At 62.2% G+C, this 15700-nt stretch carries 17 protein-coding genes; 8 read left to right on the forward strand and 9 right to left on the reverse strand.

Annotated features, from left to right (window positions below; all coding sequences use genetic code 11):
- Positions 1–167 precede the first annotated feature (167 nt).
- Complete coding sequence (locus EAO39_RS19405) at positions 168–620, forward strand: MaoC family dehydratase (RefSeq protein WP_120971867.1); 453 nt, start codon at positions 168–170, stop codon at positions 618–620.
- On the opposite strand, the gene EAO39_RS19410 is transcribed toward EAO39_RS19405, so the two are convergent.
- Positions 601–1494: a LysR family transcriptional regulator gene (locus tag EAO39_RS19410; protein WP_120971358.1), complete on the reverse strand. Its 894-nt coding sequence runs from the start codon at positions 1492–1494 to the stop codon at positions 601–603. The two genes, EAO39_RS19405 and EAO39_RS19410, sit on opposite strands and share 20 nt — an antisense overlap.
- Before the next feature lie 51 nt (positions 1495–1545).
- Between EAO39_RS19410 and EAO39_RS19415 the strand changes: the two genes are divergently transcribed.
- Both EAO39_RS19415 and EAO39_RS19420 read left to right on the forward strand, forming a co-directional pair.
- Positions 1546–2478 (forward strand): DMT family transporter, encoded by a 933-nt coding sequence (locus EAO39_RS19415; protein ID WP_120971359.1) that lies wholly within the window; start codon positions 1546–1548, stop codon positions 2476–2478.
- Between the two features lie 59 nt (positions 2479–2537).
- On the forward strand, positions 2538–2840 hold the full coding sequence (locus EAO39_RS19420) for a YciI family protein (RefSeq protein WP_120971360.1): 303 nt from the start codon (positions 2538–2540) through the stop codon (positions 2838–2840).
- Positions 2841–2896: 56 nt separating this feature from the next.
- On the opposite strand, the gene EAO39_RS19425 is transcribed toward EAO39_RS19420, so the two are convergent.
- Genes EAO39_RS19425 through EAO39_RS19435 form a run of 3 tightly spaced genes read right to left on the reverse strand, consistent with a single transcriptional unit; the run spans position 2897 to position 5119 of the window.
- Positions 2897–3394: a GNAT family N-acetyltransferase gene (locus tag EAO39_RS19425; protein ID WP_120971361.1), complete on the reverse strand. Its 498-nt coding sequence runs from the start codon at positions 3392–3394 to the stop codon at positions 2897–2899.
- 53 nt (positions 3395–3447) lie between these two features.
- Positions 3448–4476 (reverse strand): LLM class oxidoreductase, encoded by a 1029-nt coding sequence (locus tag EAO39_RS19430; protein ID WP_120971362.1) that lies wholly within the window; start codon positions 4474–4476, stop codon positions 3448–3450.
- A gap of 19 nt (positions 4477–4495) precedes the next feature.
- On the reverse strand, positions 4496–5119 hold the full coding sequence (locus EAO39_RS19435; protein ID WP_120971363.1) for a glutathione S-transferase family protein: 624 nt from the start codon (positions 5117–5119) through the stop codon (positions 4496–4498).
- Between the two features lie 273 nt (positions 5120–5392).
- Between EAO39_RS19435 and gcvA the strand changes: the two genes are divergently transcribed.
- Positions 5393–6283, forward strand: coding sequence for a transcriptional regulator GcvA (gene gcvA, locus EAO39_RS19440; RefSeq protein WP_120971364.1), 891 nt, complete (start codon positions 5393–5395; stop codon positions 6281–6283).
- Between the two features lie 162 nt (positions 6284–6445).
- A complete protein-coding gene (locus EAO39_RS19445; RefSeq protein ID WP_120971868.1) occupies positions 6446–7927 on the forward strand; it encodes a SulP family inorganic anion transporter in 1482 nt (493 codons plus the stop codon).
- Between the two features lie 55 nt (positions 7928–7982).
- Here the strand turns inward: EAO39_RS19445 and EAO39_RS19450 are convergent, their stop codons facing one another.
- Entirely contained in the window at positions 7983–8918 is a 936-nt protein-coding gene (locus EAO39_RS19450; RefSeq protein ID WP_120971365.1) for a LysR family transcriptional regulator, read from the reverse strand.
- A 110-nt stretch (positions 8919–9028) separates the two neighbouring features.
- Between EAO39_RS19450 and lysA the strand changes: the two genes are divergently transcribed.
- On the forward strand, positions 9029–10276 hold the full coding sequence (gene lysA, locus EAO39_RS19455; RefSeq protein WP_120971366.1) for a diaminopimelate decarboxylase: 1248 nt from the start codon (positions 9029–9031) through the stop codon (positions 10274–10276).
- Positions 10277–10393: 117 nt separating this feature from the next.
- Here the strand turns inward: lysA and EAO39_RS19460 are convergent, their stop codons facing one another.
- From EAO39_RS19460 to EAO39_RS19475, 4 genes are all read right to left on the reverse strand, one after another.
- The gene (locus EAO39_RS19460) at positions 10394–11404 is read right to left on the reverse strand and encodes an NAD(P)H-dependent glycerol-3-phosphate dehydrogenase (protein WP_120971367.1); all 1011 of its coding nucleotides are present in this window, start codon (positions 11402–11404) and stop codon (positions 10394–10396) included.
- Between the two features lie 119 nt (positions 11405–11523).
- Positions 11524–11985 carry a protein-export chaperone SecB gene (gene secB, locus EAO39_RS19465; protein ID WP_120971869.1) on the reverse strand — a complete coding sequence of 154 codons (462 nt, stop codon included), beginning with the start codon at positions 11983–11985 and terminating at the stop codon, positions 11524–11526.
- Positions 11986–12196: 211 nt separating this feature from the next.
- On the reverse strand, positions 12197–12454 hold the full coding sequence (grxC, locus tag EAO39_RS19470; protein ID WP_120971368.1) for a glutaredoxin 3: 258 nt from the start codon (positions 12452–12454) through the stop codon (positions 12197–12199).
- Positions 12455–12589: 135 nt separating this feature from the next.
- Positions 12590–12997, reverse strand: a complete 408-nt coding sequence (locus EAO39_RS19475) for a rhodanese-like domain-containing protein (RefSeq protein WP_120971369.1) — start codon at positions 12995–12997, stop codon at positions 12590–12592.
- 275 nt (positions 12998–13272) lie between these two features.
- Here EAO39_RS19475 and gpmA point away from each other — a divergent pair, with 275 nt between their 5' ends.
- Together gpmA and EAO39_RS19485 are read left to right on the forward strand one after the other, a co-directional pair.
- Complete coding sequence (gpmA, locus tag EAO39_RS19480; protein WP_120971370.1) at positions 13273–14016, forward strand: 2,3-diphosphoglycerate-dependent phosphoglycerate mutase; 744 nt, start codon at positions 13273–13275, stop codon at positions 14014–14016.
- 122 nt (positions 14017–14138) lie between these two features.
- A complete protein-coding gene (locus EAO39_RS19485; protein ID WP_120971371.1) occupies positions 14139–15659 on the forward strand; it encodes a S41 family peptidase in 1521 nt (506 codons plus the stop codon).
- Positions 15660–15700: the final 41 nt, after the last annotated feature.

A 15700-nucleotide genomic window follows, 5' to 3' on the forward strand; every position in this document is an offset into this window, starting at 1 on the left:
CGGATCTGCAAGTCCTCGCCCTGGCGCTGAATCTGCGCCACTTCTGAATCTTCAAACCCGAGCATCATGGCCGCCAGCATAGCCGGGCGGCCCGCATGCCGCATGCGCTACAGCCGTTTTCGCCGCCAGCATGCATACTGCTGCGCATTCAATGCAAGGAGGCAGGCATGAGCGAGAAGCTGTATCTGGATGATCTGTACGTGGGGCAAAAATTTGTCAGCGGCGGCTATGCGCTCGATGAGGCGCAAATCATTGCCTACGCCAAACAGTTCGACCCCCAGGTGTTTCACCTCGACCCCGAAGCGGCCAAGAACACCTTCTTCCAGGGATTGGCCGCCAGCGGCTGGCACACGGCCTCCATCAGCATGCGTCTGGTGACGGAAAGCATTCCGCTGGTTGACGGCGTGATCGGCGGCGGCATGGAAGAGCTGGCCTGGCCCCAGCCCACCCGGCCCGACGACGTGCTGCATGTGGAGTCGGAAATCGTGGAAATCATTCCCTCCCAATCCAAGCCCAACCGCGCCATGGTGCGCGTGCTCTGCCAGACCAAGAACCAGCGCGGCGAGGTGCTGCAGCGCTTCAGGCCCAAGATGGTCTGCTTCAAGCGGCCTGCGGCTTGAGCAGGCCGCACCCCGCCTTTTTCCTGGCGACCTCGACAAAAGCCTGAGCGGCAGGCGATAGCTTGCCAAAGTTCAGCGCCGCCAAGGCGATTTCCCTGGGCCGCGGCGGTTGCAGGCGGCGATAGACCACACCGGCCGGCGGCTCGGGCAATGCCAGACGGGCAGCGACCGTGATGGCCTGGCCCTGGGCCACAAAACCCATCATGGAGCCAAGCTGCTCGAAGCGGAAAAGCGTTCTGGGCACCGCGCCGTCCAATGCCAGAAACTGGTCTATATACGGGCCCGATCCGGCAGCCGTGCGGATAAAGGGCTGATCGTGCAGATCGCCGGCGCCAATCGCTGACTTGGCCGCCAGCGCGTGGGACGCCGGCAGCACAGCCACCAACTCATCCGTGGCCAGCCTCAGGGTTTCAAAACGCTCGTCGGGCAGAACCACAAAGCCCAGTTCCACCCGTCGCTCCAGCAGCCACTGGACGACCACAGCATCCACGGCCTCGTCGATCTGCACTTCCACCAGCGGCTGGATCTGCTGGTATTCCAGCATCAAGGCCGGCAGCAGCTGCAAAGAGCTGCTGGCCCCGAAAGAGGCAATGCGCAGCGTGCCACGGGCAATGCCGCGCTCATAGCCGGCTTCCTGATGCAGCGCCTGCTTTTGCTGCAGGATGTCGTTGGCCCGGGTCAGCAGCTTGCTGCCCACGGGGGTCAATACGGTCCCTGCGCCTTCACGGCTCAGCAGACTCACCCCCAGCTCGGTTTCCAGCTGTTTGATGGCGTGGCTGACCGCGCTTTGCGTAATGCCCAGCGCTGCGGCCGCGCGCGAGAAGCTGCCCACCTGGGCCAGGACGGAAAAGATTTCCAGCTGCGTGAAAGTCATGAGCTTTTACTCATTCGACGATGAATCAAGATAAGCAGATAGTACGACACCATGATCTGTTCTCGCTATTCCACGCATCTGGGTTTGGTCGGCATGGCCGCTTTCTGGGGAGCCTCCTGGCCATGGGGCCGCATCGTCGCTCAAGCCATGCCGCCGCTGGCGGCAGCCAGCTTGCGTTTTGTGCTGGCCAGCCTGGTGCTGTTTGTGTGGCTGTACCGCAGCGGGCGCTTGAGCAGCTTGCGCACGCTCAACACCCGGCAATGGGCAGGTCTGACCTGCGCGGCGGCCGTCGGCGTGCTGGGCTACTCGATCTTCTTTTTGCTGGCGCTGCAGACCGTTGCGGCCAGCAAGGCCGCCATGGTGGTGGCGCTCAACCCCGTGCTGACGCTGGTGTTCGCAGCCCTGCTGTTTCGTGAAGCGCTGAACTGGCTGATGGGCCTGGGAGTGGCGCTGGCCGTATCGGGGGCACTGTATGTACTCAGCGACGGCTCGCTGGCCGCCTTTCAAGCTGGCCGCTCCGGCGCAGGAGAATGGCTGCTGCTGGGCTGCGCCGCCTGTTGGGTCGCTTACACCCTGGTGGGGCGCATGGTGCTGGTGACCGTCGACTCGCTGACCGCCACCACGCTCACGGCAGCCATGGGTGCCGTTCTGCTGCTGATTGCCAGCTTGACGCTGGAAGGGCCAGCGGCCTGGCGCGACCTGGCTGATGCAGCACCGGCCGCCTGGTACAGCCTGCTGGCTCTGGCACTGGGCGCCACAGCCCTGGCCTATGCCTGGTATCTGAATGGCGTCAAGGTTCTGGGCGCCGGGGCGGCCGCGGCCTATATGGCCCTGGTGCCGCTATTTGGCTCGGTGTTTTCCAGCCTGTGGCTTGGTGAGCCCATCACCCCCTCTCTGGTGACGGGCGGCGCCATGGCCGTTGCAGGCATGTTGACCATGAACTACGGCAGGCTGTCCACGCTGAAAACCGCAAGCACGGCTTAATGCCGAGAGCCTGCGGCGCTCAGTTAATCTAGTGGCTGTCGCGAACCAAGGATCCAAACATGAACGAATACATCTTGCTGATGCATCAGGATGCTCAGCACACCGAAGCAGCCCGCGACCCGCAGCAATGGGAGCAGTACCTGGGCCAGTTGCGCAGCAGCGGGCAATTCGATGGCGGCAGCTCCATGGCCCCCGGGCTGCGCCTGCGAAAGAGTCAGGCGGACCAGCCCAGCGCCAATGATCTGAGCGGCTTCATTCGCGTGCGTGCCATCAGTCTCGAAAGCGCCAAGCAGTTTCTGGCTGGCAATCCGGTCTACGAAGCCGGCGGCACAGTGGAGATCCGGGAATTGCCCCGCAACTGATGTGACTCGCAAGACAGGGGCTGAGGCAGCGCCGGGTGACAGAGCTACCGGTGGTTTCAGCGAGGCGCCAATCCAGGCCTGGCGGGCGTCAGCTCATAGGTCACCCAGGCCGTGGGCTGGGCAAGCCGGTCATAGAGCTGGCGCGCAGCGGCATTGTCCTGTGCGGTGATCCAGCGCAGCAAAGGCCAACCCCTGCGTTCGGCGATGGATGAAACTGCAGCGATCAGACTGCGCCCTACACCGCCGCCCCTATGGCTTGGCAGAACAAAAAGATCGTCAAGAAAGCCGACCTCCTGCCCCAAAAGCGGTTCGGGATAGCCACGATAGTGAGCCAGGCCTAGGAGCTCTCCTGTCGCCGAGACTGCCACCATGGCTTCCTGAGGATGCTGAGGCGACATCAGCCACGACCAGGTTCTCTGCAGAATGGCTCCATCCATGGGTGATTGATAGAAATCCGCGTACTGGCGGTATAGCGACTCCCATTGGGTTCGATCGCTTGGCCTGATCTCTCTGAGCACCAGCGCGGTGCTGTCTGTATGGCTTTTGGTATTCATCTGGCTTATCTCCTGAAAGGTTCACGCGACACCAGCGGTACAGCTCCTGGCGCCTACCATAAGGCGGCGGCAGGGGCCGGGCCTGGGTGAGAGGGGAAATACGGCAACACCTCCTCGGCAATTTCCTGCAGCACCTGCGCCACGGGCCGCTGCGAGAACTGCACGCCAAGGGCGGCGTGATTGACCCCTGCCTCCTGCCACTGCTCCAGCAAATCGATCAGGCCCTTACGCCCGGTGCGCAGCACATAACCGCCATGCATGGGCGTACGGGGATAGTCGGCATCTTCCACAAGATCCAGCCACTCATTGCTCATATGTGGGCGAAAGCCGCCATCAGGAATCATGGCGCGCCAGGCCTGGATCTTCTCAGCCAGGCGCTGAGGGCCCTGGCGCGTATGGGTGGGCCCGGGATAGGTCAGCCAGCCGTCGGCATGCTCTGCGATCCAGGGCAGCGATTGGCCGGAGGAACCGGTGACGATCAGCGGAATCGTGCCGTTTGCAGGCTTGGGCAGAAACTCCGCGCCATCAATGCGGCCCAACGGGGAGTCAATGACCGGCCTGCCCTGCTGCAGCAACTGTCTAAAGTAGGTCACAGACTGCGCAAAGCGTTCCCCGCGCTTGCCATGCTCGAGTCCATAGGCTGGAAACTCGACGGGCCGGTCACCAGAGGCAATTCCCAGCACCAGCCGCCCGCCGGAGAGCTGATCTATGGTGGCCGAAGCCTTGGCCAGCTCGATAGGGTGGCGCAGCGAGAAGATGGCGCTGCCAGTGGCCAGCGCAATCGTCTTGGTCTTGGCGGCCAGAAATGCCAGATAGGTGAAAGGATCGAAGACCTGCCCCGCATCGCCAAACGAGGGATCGAACAAGGGCACATCTCTGACCCACACGGCAGCGAATCCATAGCGGTCAATGGCACTGACCAGTTCGGACTGGCCGGCCAGCACCTGCATATCGCCTTGATAAAACCGCAGCGGCAGAAAAATGCCCAGGGTCAGAGCATCCGGAGCAAACATGCGGCGGTAGCCAGGATGCGCCGCAAAAACGGGGGCAGAAGCGCCGCCAAAGGAAAGGCTATCGTTCATTGCTGTTCCTGTTCGCATTTCATGCGCCCGTTGCGGGGGCGGGCAAGCTAACGCCTTTGCGTACCGCAGGTCTGCTGGCCACGCGTTCGTGCCAGGCGGACAGATGGGTGAAGGCGCTGAAGTCGAAATCAATGATTCGCGCGATATGGCTCCAGCCGAAATGGGCGATGTCTGCGATCGAATACTCCTCGCCAGCCAGATACGTATGACCGGCAAGACGCTGATCCAGCACCGCGAAGACAGCATTGCTCAGCTGGCGGTATCGCTCGATGGCGGCAGGATTTTTCTCGCTGCTTCCCAGTTCGAAGTGAACGCGCTGGCCTATCAGCGGTCCGACGCTGGAAGCATGAAACAGCAGCCACTGCATGGCCTGCCAACGCGTCTGCGGCAAGGTCGGCAACAGGCGGCCGGTTTTCTCTGCGAGGTAGAGCAGGATGGCGGCCGACTCGAACAGCGTGATTCCCGTCTCGTGGTCCACCAGCACCGGAATGCGACCATGCGGATTCAGGCGCAAAAAATCAGCCTGGCGGTTCTCGCCTTGCTCAATGCGCACATGCCTGAGCGTGTAGGGCAAGCCCAGCTCCTCCAGAGCGATGGTGATCTTGAAACCGTTGGGAGAGCTGTCGGTATAGAGCTCGATCATGGCCTGGCTCGCTTGAGCAGGAACTGAGCCTGGGAGCGCGGCCAGGCACTGCGGCCATGAAATCCCGGGGGTCAAAAAATCAAGCCAGTAGACGCATTGCGTCGTGCGCAAGCGGACAGGGTTAAGCCGCCAGTGCGAATAAGTCATTTCAAGATCCAATCAATATAGTTTTACTAAATCTGTGAACCGCCACAGACTTGATCAATCATCTATTTCAATGCTCAAATAGTGAAACGATTGTTTTTTGTTTTGCATTTAGAAAAACTATATTCAATGTCTACCCATCTACCTCTGCAAGCGCTGCGCACCTTTGTCGAAGTCGGGCAGCGCGGCAGCATCAAGGCTGCAGCCGAAGCCCTGCACGTGACTTCAGGTGCGGTAAGTCAGCAGATACGGCTGCTGGAGGAGCGGCTGGAGACAGTGCTGTTCACCCGGGAAAGACTGGGTTTGCGCCTTACCGAAGCCGGAGCCAGCCTCTATCCCTCGCTGCTGCAGGCCTTCGCGCAGATAGAAAGCGCTGTGGCCGCCCTGGAGGTAAGCAAGGAGCGCCCGACTCTGACGGTCAGCACGGTGGCCAGCTTTGCCGCGTCCTGGCTGGTGCCGCGCCTGGGGCGTTTCAATCAGCGCCACCCCGAGATCGAAGTGCGGGTCGAAGCCACGTCGGACTTGGCAGATATGCGCAGCGATCGTGTGGATGTGGCCTTGCGCCACGGCCTGGGCAACTACCCCGGTCTTGAGGTCAAGCGTCTGATGGCGCCGGTGCTGGTGCCCGTGGCCAGCCCCGGCTTACTGGCCGGCGATCAAGAACTGAATCAGCCGCAGGACTGCTTGAACTACCCGTTGCTGCATGACAGCGACCGTGCCGACTGGCCGCTGTGGCTGTCTGCGCACGAGACCGCCCCGGACGCGCGCGCAGAACGCGGCACCGCGTTCGAGGACGACTTTCTGCTGATTCGCGCCGCCGAAGCCGGCCAGGGACTGGCACTCGTTCCCGAGGTCTATGCCCGCGAGGAGATCGCCGCCGGCCGCCTGGTGCAGGTTCTGGACAAGCCCTGGCCGGCCAGATTTGCCTACTATGCGGTCACCCGCCCCGACGCCATGCAACGCCCTGAAATCAAGGCATTCATCGATTGGGTCAGCGAGGAAGCGGCAGCCAGCCGCTAAGCTTGCTTGGCTCGCCAGGGTGAGTCTCGCAGGACAAGCCGGCCTCGCCACCCAAGCTTTCGCCGCCAGCCACGGCGCAGCGCTCAAGCAAAGCCGCCCCAGCCTGCGTACCATCTCGCATCTGAGCCCCGGCAAATGTTTCCCTGGGGCCGACTTGCTTTCATGACTCAGCCTTCTCTACTCCAGCGCCTGCGCGCCGAATGGGCCCCCAGCATTCCCCGCGAACTGCTGGCCGGCTCCGTTGCCACTTTTGCCCTGATCCCCGAAGTCATTGCCTTTTCCTTTGTCGCGGGAGTGGACCCATCGGTAGGGCTTTTCGCCTCCTTTGTCATCAGCATCGTGATTGCGGTGTTTGGCGCCCGACCGGCCATGGTGTCGGCGGCAGCGGGTTCGGTCGCCCTGGTGGCTGCGCCGCTGATGGCCTCGCACGGCTTGCAATACCTGTTGGCGGCCGGCTTGCTGGCCGGGATCATGCAAATCGTGTTTGGCCTATGCAAGATGGGCATGCTGATCCGTTTTGTCTCCAGCTCGGTTCGCACCGGCTTTGTCAATGCGCTGGCGGTGCTGATTTTTTCGGCCCAACTCCCGCATCTGCATGGCGCCAATACCGCCACCTGGGCCATGCTGGCGCTGGGCCTGGCCATCATCTACGGCCTGCCGTGGCTGGGCCAGAGGCTGCAGATCCGGGCCTTTACCGCCATTCCCTCGCCGCTGATTGCCGTGTTGCTGCTCACCGTGCTGGCCAGCATGCTGGATTTGCCATTGCACACCGTGGCCGATCTGGGAACCCTGCCCGCCAGCCTGCCGCAATGGGCGATGCCCGAGGTGCCCGCCACGCTGGAGACGCTGCGCATCATCGCCCTGCCGGCGCTGGCCATCGCCATGGTGGGCCTGCTGGAATCGGTGCTGACGGCCGCCGTGGTCGATGATCTGACCGGCACGCCCAGCAACAAGAACCGCGAATGCACCGGCCTGGGCCTGGCGAATATGGCGGCCAGCGTGTTTGGCGGCATTGCCGGCTGCGGCATGATCGGCCAGGCCGTCGGCAATGTGAAATACGGCGGCCGCGGCCGGCTATCCACGCTGTTTGCCGGCGTTTTCCTGCTGATTTTGATGGTGGCGCTCAAACCCTGGGTCTCCAAAGTGCCGGTGATCGCCCTGGTCGCCATCATGGTGATGGTGTCGGCTTCCACGTTCGACTGGAAGTCGCTAGGCAATCTGCTGCGTCACCCTCGCCTGTCCAGCGCCGTGATGCTGAGCACGGTGCTCATCACCATTGCCACCCACAATCTGGCCGCTGGCGTGCTGGCCGGCGTACTGCTCTCCGGCCTGTTTTTCAGCGTCAAGGTATCGAGCATGCTCAGCGTGAGCCGCATGGATGATGCCCCAAACGGCGCTTGCGGTTGGCAGGTCAGCGGACAGGTGTTTTTCGCTTCGGCCGATGCGCTGATCGAAGCTTTTGACGTACGGGCTGCGGCAGGCCGCCCCGTATGTATCGACGTCAGCCGCGCCCAGTTCTGGGACATCACGGCCGTGAGCGCTCTGGACAAGGTGGTGCAGCGCCTGCAACAGCATGGCTGCACGGTGGAAGTCATAGGCATGGATGCCGCCAGCCAGCGCCTGCTGCAACGCATCAGGGCCTGAGTCCAGCCTTTACAGCCTGCAGGACGGAATGACCGCCCGAGCCCGACCCTGTGGCTCAGGCACCGAGCGCAAAGCGGTGGCTCTCATGCACCAGCGCCTCCAGCAGCCACTGCACGGCAGCATCCGAAGGCCGGTGCAGCGGCAGCAGCGCATGCACCTGAAACGGCACGGAGAACGCCAGCGGCCGCACCACCAGCTGTGGCCCGGCGCAGGCGCGTGCCGTCAAGGGGTTGACGATGGCCACCCCCAGCCCATGCTGCACCATGGCACATACGGCCACGGCGCTATGGGTTTCCAGCTGCAGCAGGCGCGCCACGGCAGCGCGGGCAAACACGGCATCAATCTGCAGGCGATAAGGGTCGTCGCGCGCCAGACTGATGAAAGGCTGGCCGGCAAAATCCTCGGCCCTCAGCAGCGGCTTGGCCGCCAGCGGGTGATTGACAGGCAGCACCGCCACCTCATCCATGGCCGGCAGCGGCAGGCTGCGTGTGCCCGGCGGAGCCTCGGCCTGCTCGGTCAGGCCCAGATCAAAGCGCTGGGCGGCCATCCATTCCTGCAGCATCGGCCCCTCTTGCGTGGCCACGCTGACAGCGACCGCGCCATGCTGGCGGTAGAGCTGGGCCAGGGCCCCCGGCAGCAGGGCATGGCTGAGGGCCGGCAGGCTCAGCACGCTGATGTGCGCGGCCTGGGGCCGACCCAGCTCCTGCGCACGCTCCACCACACGCTCCAGCCCCTGCCAGCTGCGCTGCACCTCATCCCAGAGCAAAAGCGCGCGGGCATTGGCGCGCAAGCGGCCTTGCACGCGTTCGAACAAGGCATAGCCCAGCAACTGCTCCATGCGCGCCAGCTCCCGGCTCACCGTGGGCTGGGAGGTATAGAGCAGCTGCGCAGCCCCCGTGACGCTGCCCGCCGTCATCACGGCGCGAAACACCTCGATATGGCGATGGGTGATGCGCGCGGTCGAATCGGGGGATGCAGAACTCAGAGACATCTGGCAAAGCATATCCAGATTGAATAAACCTCAAACAAAAAGCGATTGGACTGAATGATTAAAACCACCCATCATCGGCAGCAATCCCTAGATTTACGCAAGAACAAGCCATGTCCAACCCTTTTTCTCCTGCCCAGCTGTGGGCCCTGGCCGACGAATTCGGCACGCCGTTGTGGGTGTATGACGCGGCCACCATCCGCGAGCGCATCGCCCAGTTGCAGGCTTTCGACACCGTACGCTTTGCGCAAAAGGCCTGCTCCAACATCCACATCCTCAAGCTGATGCGCGAACAAGGCGTGAAGGTGGATGCGGTCTCGCGTGGCGAAATCCTGCGCGCTCTGGCCGCCGGCTTCACGCCCGGCTTTGGCGAACCCAGTGACATCGTCTACACCGCCGATGTGATGGACGAGGCCACGCTGGCCACCGTGGTCGAGCACCAGGTTCCCGTGAACGCCGGCTCCATCGACATGCTGCACCAGCTGGCCGCCGTGTCCAAGGGACACCATGTCTGGCTGCGCATCAACCCCGGCTTCGGCCACGGTCACAGCAACAAGACCAATACCGGCGGCGAGCACAGCAAGCACGGCATCTGGCACAGCGAGCTGGAAGCGGCCTTGGCCGCCATCAAGTCCGGCGGACTGGTACTGGCCGGTCTGCACATGCACATCGGCTCGGGCGTGGATTACGGCCATCTGCAGGAAGTCTGCGGCGCCATGGTCAAGCTGGTGGAACGCACCAAGGCGGCTGGCGTCGATCTGCACGCCATCTCGGCCGGCGGCGGTCTGTCCATCCCTTATCGTGATGGCGATGCCACCATTGACACCACCCACTACCACGGCCTCTGGGATGCAGCACGCCAGCAAGCCGAAGCCATCGTAGGCCACAGCCTGGGGCTGGAGCTGGAACCCGGCCGCTTCCTGGTCGCCGAATCCGGCGTGCTGCTGGGCACGGTGCGCGCCACCAAGAATGCGGGCAGCAACCACTTTGTGCTGGTCGATACCGGCTTCAACGAGCTGATGCGCCCCAGCATGTACGGCAGCTACCACGGCATGGAAGTGCTGCGCCGCGACGGCCAGCAACTGCCCGCGCAGGACAGCGTGGTGGCCGGCCCGCTGTGCGAGTCGGGCGACGTATTCACCCAGGGCGACGGCGGCGTGGTGCTGCCACGTACCCTGGCCGGCGCCACGGTGGGCGATCTGCTGGTGATTCACGACACGGGCGCTTATGGCAGCTCCATGTCCAGCAACTACAACACCCGCCCTCTGGCTGCCGAGGTGCTGGTGGATGCAGGCCAGGCCCGGCTGATTCGCCGCCGCCAGACGGTGGACGAGCTGCTGGCGCTGGAAATAGGTCTGTAATTCGCCCTGTCCATGCAAAAAGCCCGAAGCACGGTTGTGCTTCGGGCTTTTTTATTCCTGATTTGATAGCTTGAAGCGCACATTACATAAGCGCTTCAAGCCAAAAATCCTCAAAACTTACTCACCGCGCGCATCGCGCGCCATCAGGTACTGCACGGCTTCCGAGACCGGCAGCTTGCCGTCCAGCAAGGCCACCACGGTTTCGGTGATGGGCATTTCCACGCCCAGGTGCAGCGCACGCGCCAGCACGGTGCGCGCGCTGTACACGCCTTCCGCCACATGGCCTAGCGAGGCCACGGCCTGCTCCAGCGTCTTGCCCTCGGCCAGCAACAAGCCCACTTTGCGGTTGCGCGACAGATCGCCGGTCGCAGTCAGAACCAGATCGCCCAGGCCCGAAAGGCCCATAAAGGTTTCGGTGCGCGCGCCCAGCGCCACGCCCAGACGCGTCATCTCGGCCAGACCGCGGGTGACCAGAGCCGCACGGGCATTCAGCCCCAGTTGCAGCCCGTCACACAGGCCGGTGGCAATGGCCAGCACGTTTTTCACGGCGCCACCCACCTCCACACCCACGATGTCGGTATTGGCATAGACACGCATGGCATCACCGTGGAAAGCGCTCACCAGCATCTCGCTGACGTCGGCATGGGCGCTGGCCGCGACCAGGGCCGTGGGCTGGTTGCGGGCCACTTCGGCCGCAAAGCTGGGGCCGCTAAGCACGCCGCAGCGCAGCTGAGGCGCCACTTGCTGGCAGACTTCATGGGCCATCAGGCCCATGCTGCGGGCCGCCGCACCGGCGGCCACGGCTTCAAAGCCTTTGCACAACCAGACCACGGGCACGCTGCAATCTTTGAGCTTGCCCAGCCATTCGCGCAGCGCTGCCATGGGCGTGCCCAGCACCACCAGATCCGCGTCGCGCACCTGCTCCATCACGTCGCCATGCACCACGGCCAGCGCCGGCGGGAACTGAACGCCTTTGAGGTAGCGCGTGTTGGCACGCTCGGTCTGCATGGCCTGTGCCTGAGCGGCATCACGCGCCCAGAGGGTGACTGTGCGCTTGTCCGGGCGGGCTGCGGCACTCATGGCCAGGGCCGAACCCCAGGCTCCGGCGCCTATGACAAGAATTTTCATATACGAATATTGATAGCAGTTAGCGCAATCCACATAAGCAAAAGAGGCCGCTCGGGCCTCTTTTTTGTGCCTGAGCCCTGATTTTTGCACACTGCAAAAACCAGGCCCGCAGACGCTGCTTACTGAGGCAGCTGACCTTCGGTCTGCGCGGCCGCAGCGGCTTGCTGCTGCTCGTACATGGCCTGGAAGTTGATTTCAGCCAGGTGCACGGGCGGGAAACCGGCGCGAGTGACGATGTCGGCCACGTTGCCACGCAGGTAGGGATAGATGATCTGGGGGCAGGCAATGCCGATCACTCCACCCATCTGATCTTCGGGCACGTTGCGGATTTCGAAGATACCGGCTTGCTTGGCTTCGACCAGGAACACGGTCTTGTCCTGAATCTTGGTCTGCACGGTAGCGGTCACAGCCACTTCAAACACACCTTCGGCCACGGGAGTGGCTTCCACGCCCAGTTGGATGTCCACGCTGGGCTGTTCCTGCTCCAGCAAAATGGCGGGAGAGTTGGGTTGCTCCAGGGACAGGTCCTTGAGGTAAACGCGCTGGATCTGGAAAACGGGAGCGTTGTCTTGTTCGGCCATGATGAGATGCTTCTTTCGGGAAAACAAAGTCTGGGAAATGCAAATGCCCGTTGCGCGCTAAGTCACAACGGGCATTTCCAGGAAATAGCAACTGGCATTATGCAGTGCAGCACAAGCTCCGGAAGCCAAGTCCAGTGACTGCTCACCGGGGATTGCCCCATGGGCAAAGCCTGGCGAATGCTGCAATGCGATAAGCACAGGCGTCTGGCAATCAGCTCTGCAGCAAAGGCAGCAGGCCGCCCTTGGCGTCCAGAGCCATCAAATCATCACAGCCGCCCACATGGGTCTCGCCGATGAAAATCTGCGGCACGGTGCGGCGACCGGTGGTCTGCATCATGTGATCGCGGGCAGCGGCATCGACATCAATGCGCACTTCCTCGATCTGTTCCACACCCTTGGCCTTGAGAATCTGCTTGGCACGAATGCAAAAAGGGCAGACGGCGGTGGTGTACATCTTGACGGCTTGCATGAGCAACTCTTCCTGTGGGTCGGTTCGCCGGGGCTGCGGCACTTGCGCCAGCCCGGCTGTTCAGGCCTGCAACACGTCCGGCGAGGGCGCGTTACGGGCTGCTATCTAAATCATCTGAGAGCAGATGGGGCTGGATCAGGCTTTTTCAACGGGCAGGCCCGCGGCGCGCCAGGCCTTCAGGCCGCCAGCCAGAGCCTGGGCCTTTTCATAGCCCAGCTTCTTGGCGATGCCTTCGGCGCGCGATGCGCGAGCACCCTTGGCGCAGACCAGTACCAGGGGCAGATTCTTGTTCTTGACCATGGTGGGCAGCTTTTGTTCCAGCTCGCCCAGGGGCAGATTCTTGGCTCCGTTGACGTGGCCCGCAGCAAACTCGTCGGGCTCGCTCACATCCAGCACCACGGCTTTTTCGCGGTTGATCAGGTGCACGGCTGCAGCAGCCGACAGCGAGCCTGCACCGGCACCACGTACGATGGGCAACAGCAGCATCACGCCCGATGCCACGGCAATCAGGATCAAATACCAGTTATCGATGATGAATTTCACGTCATTCCTTGGGATGGCAAACCTGCCGATTTTAGAGGGTAGGCCCGGCTGTTCGCCCGGCGGTCCGTCTGAGACTGTGCGAAATCAAGGGCAAGTGCCTGATCCCCAAGGGTCGGCGCCCTGCCTGCACACCTGGCGCTAACGAAGAAATCCCCCAAACTCCATGCAACAAAGCATGTTGCCACTATCCCGACGGCTGAATGGAAAAATGCAAACCCCTAAAATAGCGGGCTTTGACTTTGCGTCATAACTGCTTTGCTACTTTGAGAGAGTCCATGTACAAGCTCGTTCTGATCCGCCACGGTGAATCCACCTGGAACCTTGAAAACCGTTTTACCGGCTGGACCGATGTGGATCTGACTTCCACCGGTATTGAGCAAGCCAAGACTGCCGGCCAGTTGCTCAAGGCCGAAGGCTATGAATTCGATGTGGCCTATACCAGTGTGCTCAAGCGCGCCATCCGTACCCTGTGGCACGTGCTGGACGAGATGGACCGCACCTGGGTGCCAGTGGTGCACCACTGGCGCCTCAACGAGCGCCACTATGGCGGCCTGCAAGGTCTGAACAAGGCCGACATGGCCAAGCAATATGGCGAAGCCCAGGTGCTGGAATGGCGCCGCAGCTATGACGTGCCGCCACCCGCACTGGAAGCTTCGGACCCACGCAGCGAGCGCTCCGACGTGCGCTACGCCAAGCTGCAGCCCGAGCAAATCCCGCTGACCGAGTGCCTCAAGGACACCGTGGAACGCGTGATTCCGTTCTGGAACGAGTCCATGGCGCCCGCCATCAAGTCCGGCAAGCGCATTGTGGTCACGGCTCACGGAAACTCCATCCGCGCCCTGGTCAAGTACCTGGACAACATCGCCGACGACGAAATCGTGGGCGTGAACATCCCCAACGGCATCCCTCTGGTCTATGAACTGGACGAGAACCTGAAGCCGATTCGCCATTACTACCTGGGCGATGCGCAAGCAGCAGCCAAGGCGGCCTCGGCTGTGGCATCTCAGGGCAAAGCCTGATACCCATGCCCCGGACGGCTGGCCCAGCCTTGCAGTCCGGGGCAAGAGCAACGCAAGAGCTATGGAACCTCATAAGCCTTGCGCCATCCAAGGTGTATATTGCGAATGGTTAAAGGGGTGCTATGGGTCAAAAAATCAAAATTGCTGGCTGGATTTCTGTAGGCGTGGTGGCCGGTGCGTTGACCACGGTATCCCTGCAAACTCTGGCCCGTGGAGGCGTCACGCCTTTGCCGCTTGAGGAAATCCAGCAACTGTCCGCGGTTTTCGGTCTGATCAAGACCGATTATGTAGAACAGGTCAGCGATAAAAAGCTGATTACCGATGCCATCTCCGGCATGGTTTCCAGCCTGGACCCGCACTCCCAGTATTTCGACAAGAAATCCTACAAAGAATTTCGCGAAGGCACGAGCGGCAAGTTCGTGGGCGTGGGCATTGAGATCACCATGGAAGATGGGCTGATCAAGATTGTCTCGCCCATCGAAGGCTCGCCCGCCTTCCGCGCCGGCCTCAAGACCGGCGATCTGATCACCAAGATTGATGAAACTGCGGTCAAGGGACTCTCGCTCAACGATGCGGTCAAGCGCATGCGTGGCGAACCCAACACCAAGGTGCGCCTGAACATCCTGCGCAAGGATGAAAGCCGCAGCTTCCCCGTCACCATCACGCGCGAAGAGATCAAGACCCAGTCCGTCAAGGGCAAGCTCGTAGAACCAGGCTATGGCTGGATCCGCCTGAGCCAGTTCCAGGAGCGCACGGTGGACGACTTTGTGCGCAAGGTCGAGGAAATCTACAAGCAGGACCCGAACATCAAGGGTCTGGTGCTGGATCTGCGCAACGATCCCGGCGGCCTGCTGGATGCGGCCATCGCCATCTCGGCAGCCTTTTTGCCTCAGGACGCCAAGGTGGTCTCCACCAACGGCCAGCTGGAAGAAAGCAAGGCCACTTATACCGCTTCGCCCGAGTTCTATGCTCAGCGCGGTCTGGGTGATCCGCTGCAGCGTCTGCCTGCCGCACTCAAAAAGCTGCCCATGGTCGTACTGGTCAACGAAGGCTCGGCCTCGGCCAGCGAGATCGTGGCTGGTGCCCTGCAGGACCACAAGCGTGCCACCATCATGGGCAGCCAGACCTTTGGCAAGGGCTCGGTGCAGACCGTGCGCCCCCTGGGACCTGAGACTGCCTTGAAGCTCACCACGGCCCGCTACTACACGCCTAGCGGCAAGTCGATTCAGGCCAAGGGCATCGTCCCGGACGTGATGGTCGACGAGACCGCCGAAGGCGATATTTTTGCCGCGCTGAGCATGCGCGAAGCCGATCTGGAAAAACACCTGTCCAGCGGACAAGGCACCGAGGAAGTCAAGAACGAAGCCTTGGAAAAATCCCGTGAAGAGGCGCGCAAACGCCTGGAAGAGGAATCCAAGAAGCCGTTGTCGGAGCGCCGTCTGCCGGAGTTCGGCTCGGACAAGGACTTCCAGCTGCAGCAAGCCCTGAACAAGCTCAAAGGTTTGCCCGTCAAGGTCAGCAAGACCTTGACCGAACGCCCGCCCGAGCAAAAAGCCGGTGACAGTGCCGACAAGAAGAGCGGCGATAAAAAGGCGGCAGACAAGCCCTCCGACAAGGCCAGTCCGGAGAAAAAAAGCCACTGATCGCTCGCGGCTGCCGTCCCCCTCACCGAGCCGGGCCCCCA

The organism is Comamonas sp. lk, from assembly GCF_900564145.1.
Lineage (GTDB): Bacteria > Pseudomonadota > Gammaproteobacteria > Burkholderiales > Burkholderiaceae_C > Comamonas.

Coding starts and splice junctions, on each gene's coding strand:
- EAO39_RS19410 (WP_120971358.1), bottom strand. CDS start 1,494: ATGACTTTCACGCAGCTGGAAATCTTTTCCGTCCTGGCCCAGGTGGGC.
- gpmA (WP_120971370.1), top strand. CDS start 13,273: ATGTACAAGCTCGTTCTGATCCGCCACGGTGAATCCACCTGGAACCTT.
- EAO39_RS19460 (WP_120971367.1), bottom strand. CDS start 11,404: ATGAAAATTCTTGTCATAGGCGCCGGAGCCTGGGGTTCGGCCCTGGCC.
- EAO39_RS19405 (WP_120971867.1), top strand. CDS start 168: ATGAGCGAGAAGCTGTATCTGGATGATCTGTACGTGGGGCAAAAATTT.
- grxC (WP_120971368.1), bottom strand. CDS start 12,454: ATGCAAGCCGTCAAGATGTACACCACCGCCGTCTGCCCTTTTTGCATT.
- lysA (WP_120971366.1), top strand. CDS start 9,029: ATGTCCAACCCTTTTTCTCCTGCCCAGCTGTGGGCCCTGGCCGACGAA.
- gcvA (WP_120971364.1), top strand. CDS start 5,393: ATGTCTACCCATCTACCTCTGCAAGCGCTGCGCACCTTTGTCGAAGTC.
- EAO39_RS19420 (WP_120971360.1), top strand. CDS start 2,538: ATGAACGAATACATCTTGCTGATGCATCAGGATGCTCAGCACACCGAA.
- EAO39_RS19445 (WP_120971868.1), top strand. CDS start 6,446: ATGACTCAGCCTTCTCTACTCCAGCGCCTGCGCGCCGAATGGGCCCCC.
- EAO39_RS19430 (WP_120971362.1), bottom strand. CDS start 4,476: ATGAACGATAGCCTTTCCTTTGGCGGCGCTTCTGCCCCCGTTTTTGCG.
- EAO39_RS19435 (WP_120971363.1), bottom strand. CDS start 5,119: ATGATCGAGCTCTATACCGACAGCTCTCCCAACGGTTTCAAGATCACC.
- secB (WP_120971869.1), bottom strand. CDS start 11,985: ATGGCCGAACAAGACAACGCTCCCGTTTTCCAGATCCAGCGCGTTTAC.
- EAO39_RS19485 (WP_120971371.1), top strand. CDS start 14,139: ATGGGTCAAAAAATCAAAATTGCTGGCTGGATTTCTGTAGGCGTGGTG.
- EAO39_RS19415 (WP_120971359.1), top strand. CDS start 1,546: ATGATCTGTTCTCGCTATTCCACGCATCTGGGTTTGGTCGGCATGGCC.
- EAO39_RS19450 (WP_120971365.1), bottom strand. CDS start 8,918: ATGTCTCTGAGTTCTGCATCCCCCGATTCGACCGCGCGCATCACCCAT.
- EAO39_RS19425 (WP_120971361.1), bottom strand. CDS start 3,394: ATGAATACCAAAAGCCATACAGACAGCACCGCGCTGGTGCTCAGAGAG.